At 76.8% G+C, this 3,847-nt stretch carries 2 protein-coding genes; one reads left to right on the top strand and one right to left on the bottom strand.

The features are described from left to right. Positions 1 to 427: 427 nt before the first annotated feature. On the top strand, positions 428 to 949 hold the full coding sequence (locus KS423_RS40650) for an HAD domain-containing protein (RefSeq protein WP_224284753.1): 522 nt from the start codon (positions 428 to 430) through the stop codon (positions 947 to 949). A gap of 150 nt (positions 950 to 1,099) precedes the next feature. On the opposite strand, the gene KS423_RS40645 is transcribed toward KS423_RS40650, so the two are convergent. Continuing rightward, a partial coding sequence (locus KS423_RS40645) for a bacterial transcriptional activator domain-containing protein (protein ID WP_224284752.1) occupies positions 1,100 to 3,847 on the bottom strand: 2,748 nt, incomplete at its 5' end.

The raw sequence follows: 3,847 nt of genomic DNA, 5'->3' as shown, positions 1-3,847 counted from the left end.
GCGGGCGGCGGTGTGGGCGCCTGCCCGACCGGCGGCACGCCCCCCTGCGCGCCCAACCCGGAGACCGGACCGGCACCCGGTAGGGAAGCGGCGACCGGAGCGGGAGCGGCCGGGGGCGCCGGCGGCGGCTCGTACAGCGCGGCAGGACCGGGCGGGTGCTCCTCGGTCAGGAGTCGCGGGGGCGGTACGGCGTCCCAGGGACCCGAGTCGGCTGCCGGGTCGGGACCTCCGGAAACCGCTGTCGTCTCCGCCATCTCCTGGTCACCGCCCCGCCCCGCCGCTCCCGCGGCGTCTGATGCCCTTGCCTGCATGGTGCCTGCCACCACACTCCGTGCGCGCCACCCTACGAGATCCCGGCTCACCCGTTCCAGGCCGGGTGGCCGATCGGCGCGCCGGACCACCCGCCCCGCCCGGCTAAGGTGCCGTCATGGTCGATACCGATCGTCCCTTGCTGTTCCTCGACGTGGACGGCCCCCTCATCCCCTTCGGCGATCCGCCCCGCGGCGGCTACCCCACCTACCGCAGCCCGCACGTCCCGCCCGGCACGACGCCGGGCGGGAACCCGCTGATCACCCGTGTGGACCCGGAGTTGGGGCGGCGACTGCTGGGCCTGCCGGGCGAGCCGGTGTGGGCCACCACCTGGCTGGAGGACGCCAACGAGTGCCTCGCGCCCTGGCTCGGCCTGCCCCGACTGCCCGTCGTGGACTGGCCGGTGGACGACCCGGATGCCACGGGAGAGCCGGACGGCGTGCACTGGAAGACCCGTGCGCTGGTCGAATGGGCCGCCGGACGGCCGTTCGCCTGGGTGGACGACGAGATCACCGAGGCCGACCGCCGCTGGACCGCCGCCCACTCCCCCACCCGTACCCTGCTTCACCGGGTGGACCCCCGATGCGGGCTCACCGAGGCGGACTTCACCGCCCTGGACACCTGGCTGCGGACGGCCTGACCAGCCGCCGGTCCCCGCCCCCCGGCGGCCGCCCGATGCGCCGACGACATCCGTACGGGATTCCCACACGGCCGTCACATTCACCGTCGGCCCGTCAACCCGACTGCCCGGCCACCCCTGTGGGAGTGGCCGGGCGGTCGGCGGTCCGTGTCAGGAACCCGCGAGCAGGTCCCGCAGCAGGGCGACGGTGTCGGCGTCCAGGTCCCGGCCGGTACGGCGGCTGAGCGCGTCCAAGCGGTTGACGGCACGCAGGAGTTGGTCCCGGGCGCCGGCCGAGGCGTAGGCGTAGAAGAGGTCCCGGTGCAGCAGTTCGACGTCCGGCGCGACGGCGAGGCCGCGGAAGACGGCGGCCTCGGCGCTGCGGTGGTCGCCGTACTGCAGGCGGCGGGCGGCCAGTTCGTGGGCCGTGTCGACGATCGCCGCGATCATGTCCTGCCGCTCGGCCTCGGCCCAGCCGTACGAGGCCGGCGGGGCCTCCGCGAACGGTGCGCCGCGGACCAGGGCCAGCGCATGGGCGAGGGCCGCGTCGGCAGTGGCACTGGTACTGCGCATGCCGCGCCGGTAGAGGCTGCGGAACTCGTCCCAGTCGCAGGTGACCGCCGGAGCGAAGGAGTAGCCCTCGGTGCCCTCGGTGGGCAGGAAGGCGCGCCCCTCCGGCGAGGTACCGAACCAGGCGGCCAGGTCGGCGAGTTTGGCCGGCAGCGGGCTCTTGGCGTCGGCCGCGGTGGGGTGCGGGTCGAGGTGCGCCGCACCGGGGTGCAGGTCGTGGTCGAGCGCGTGGTGGTCGGAACCCGGGCGCAGTGCCAGGTAGACGGCCAGCTCGGTGAGCCGTGGCAGTGCGCCGGGTGAGGCGGTGCCGAGGACTCCCGCGACGTCCACCGGGCCGAGCAGCCGGATCCGAGGGGCGTTGCGGGGGGCGTGCGCCTCCGGGGAGCGGAGGATCGCGAGCAGGTCGTCGCTGTCGCTGCGGCCTGGCGCGGTCCGGGCGACCGGGGCGACGGCTGCGGGGCCGGGTTCGAGCGCGGCGGGGCCGGGCTCGACGACGGGCTCGGGTTCCTCCGCGCCGATGGCATCCGCGGTGTCGACGGTCTCCGCGGTCCCGGCCGGCCCGCTCCCGACGACGGCGGCGGGTTCGGGAGCGGGCTCCGGAGCGGGCTCGGCCGACGGGGACGGATCCTCGACCGTCTTCGAGACGGTCGGCTCCGCCTCGGCCGGCCCCGCCACGACGGGCTGCGGTACGACGGGCTGCGGCACGACCGGCTGAACGGCGAGCACGACCGTCGCCGTGGACTCCGAGGAGCTGTCCCCCGGCTCGGCCGCTCCCTCGCCCTCCGGCAGGCCGGGCCGCCGCAGGTCCCGGGTGGTCTCGTCGGCGGCCGCCTGCCGCCCCTGTCCGTTGACGACGAACCGTGCCGGACCGGCCGGAACCGGTAGGACGGCAGGAGCCGGAGCAGGAGCAGGCGTCACCGGATCGGTGCCCGCGAACGGGCTGGCCCCGGTGCCGATGACCCGGGCGAGCAACCGGGGGCCGGCGGCCGCGTCCGCGCCCTCCTCCGCCGCACCTGCCGAAGCCCCGCCGACCGAAGCCCTGCCCGCCAGGGCCCCACCGGCCGAAGCCCCACCGGCCGAAGCCCCACCGGCCGAAGCCCCGGCGACCGAGGCCCCGACGGCGGCCAGTACCGGTACGGCAGCGGGCAGTTCGGTGGTGTCGGCGTCCTCCGGCCCGTCCAGGGTCCAGGCCGGGGCCGGGTGCTGGGTGGTGTCGTCGGCGACCCGGAGCAGCTCGGCGACCTGGTCGTACTGCTGCCCGCTCAACCGTTGCAGCTCGACCGTGAGGTGCAGGCCCGGGATCGCGGCCGGCCCGGAGGTCGGCAGGGTCCAGCGGGCGACCGGTCCGGTGCCCCGCTCCGGGGCGCAGGTGATGACGGCGACGCAGGTGCGCGGACGGGCGTCGAGCAGGCGCCCGAGCTCGGCCGGGATGTCCCCACCGGGCTGGTGGGCGCAGAGCACGATCTCGGGCGTCCAGGACTCGTCGGCCTGGCCCCGGCTGCGGGCCTCGCGCGGGCTGGTGGCCTCGGCGGCGACCAGGGTGGCGCGGGCCTTGGCGGTGCGCGGGCCGAGGGCGGCGAGCGCGGCCTCCAGGGTGGGGTGGCGGTGCACGCGTTCGGCGGCCGGGCCGCTGATCGGCACCTCCTCGGCGAGGTCCACCAGGTGCAGGTGGAGCCGGTCGGCGAGCGGGCTGTGGGCCAGTTCGATGGCGAGGGTGCGCAGCACGTCGCGGGCGTCGTCCGGGTGGCCGGACAGGTGGAGCAGCCGGACGGCCTCCAGGTCGGCGAGGACCACCGAGCCGTCCGGCGAGGTGCCGAGGGTGACCAGCGCGGGGTACGGCGCGGCGGTCTTCCGGGCCTGGCCGGGGCTGAGCAGGTCTCCCGAGTCGGCGCCGCACCACCACACGTTGGCGGCGTGCGCGGCGCGGAACGGCGCGATCGGGGTGGCCGGGCCGGACAGGTGCAGCTCGATCGTCTGGCCCTGGGTGATCCGGGCGGCGACGATGGCGGGCAGCCGCTTGCCGCCGCGCACCGTGTTGCGGGCCAGGGTGCGCAGGGCGCGGTCCAGCAGTTCCAGTCCGGCCTGGTCCTGCCGGGCCAACAGCTCGTTCTCGAAGGCGGCGGCCTCGGCCTCGGGCATCGCGATGCGGTGCCGGGGGCGGCGGGCGCGCTGCTGGGTGCCGCGCTTGTGGGCGACGGCGCCGACCATGATGGCGGCGAGCAGGACGCCGACGGTGGAGGCCGAGAGGGCGACGGTGTAGTCGTCGCTGGGGGCCGGATCGGCGTGCGCGGCGGGGGCGGGCGCATGGGTCGGCGCGTGCGTGGGCGCGGGCACCGGGGCCGACTGCGG

Origin of the sequence: Streptomyces sp. LS1784, from assembly GCF_020103755.1 — a bacterium.
Classification (GTDB): domain Bacteria; phylum Actinomycetota; class Actinomycetes; order Streptomycetales; family Streptomycetaceae; genus Kitasatospora.
This window is presented reverse-complemented; position numbering and strand designations above follow the sequence as displayed.

Bases quoted from the DNA above. Each gene is read 5' to 3' on its own strand.
- KS423_RS40650 (WP_224284753.1), top strand. From the start codon at position 428: ATGGTCGATACCGATCGTCCCTTGCTGTTCCTCGACGTGGACGGCCCC.